Raw genomic sequence first — 562 nt, forward strand, 5'->3', positions numbered from 1 at the left:
GGTGTAAGTGGCGAGATGATCCTGCGGCGTCTGATGGATGCCGGACGTTTGCCAAGCGAAGCCTATGCCGCATACCGGCGGTGGAGCCAGCAACGGGTGATACCTGAAAAAGAGGGTGGCAGCCGAGAGCACCGCAACCGCGAACCCCGGCATATTTTTGGCGATGGTTACGTGCGCACGGTGCTTGAAGCAATGAACGCTCGTCGTATCACTCTCGCCAAGGCCAGCAGCTATCTCGACAACCTTAAGATCTCGGACCTGCACAAACTAGAGCGCTTCTATGCAGGTGTTTGATGCCTCATCCATGCTCTACGCATGGGATAACTACCCTATCGCGCAGTTTCCGGGGCTTTGGGCATGGATGACGGATCGAGTGGCGCAAGGGGTGATTCGGATGTCCGAGGTTGCCGTCGAGGAAGTCGGGCACAAGGCACCGGAGTGTGTGGCCTGGCTGAAGGATGCCGCCCTGCAAAAGATGCCTGTGACCGAGGCAATCCTGTTGGAAGCCTTTCGTATCAAGGGGTTGCTTGAGATCGAAGTAGCTTCTCAAAAAGTGGTGGTA

The 562-nt window shown here is 56.6% G+C and carries 1 protein-coding gene and 1 pseudogene; both read left to right on the forward strand.

All coding sequences use genetic code 11. The features are described 5' to 3' along the window. Positions 1–294 (forward strand): annotated as a pseudogene (locus tag NA637_RS25305) (peptidase); the annotation flags it as partial. Continuing rightward, the coding region (locus NA637_RS25310; protein ID WP_256075419.1) for a DUF4411 family protein at positions 281–562 on the forward strand (282 nt) is incomplete at its 3' end. The pseudogene NA637_RS25305 and the gene NA637_RS25310, both read left to right, overlap by 14 nt.

The organism is Stutzerimonas stutzeri (assembly GCF_024448935.1).
Taxonomy (GTDB): domain Bacteria; phylum Pseudomonadota; class Gammaproteobacteria; order Pseudomonadales; family Pseudomonadaceae; genus Stutzerimonas; species Stutzerimonas stutzeri_AO.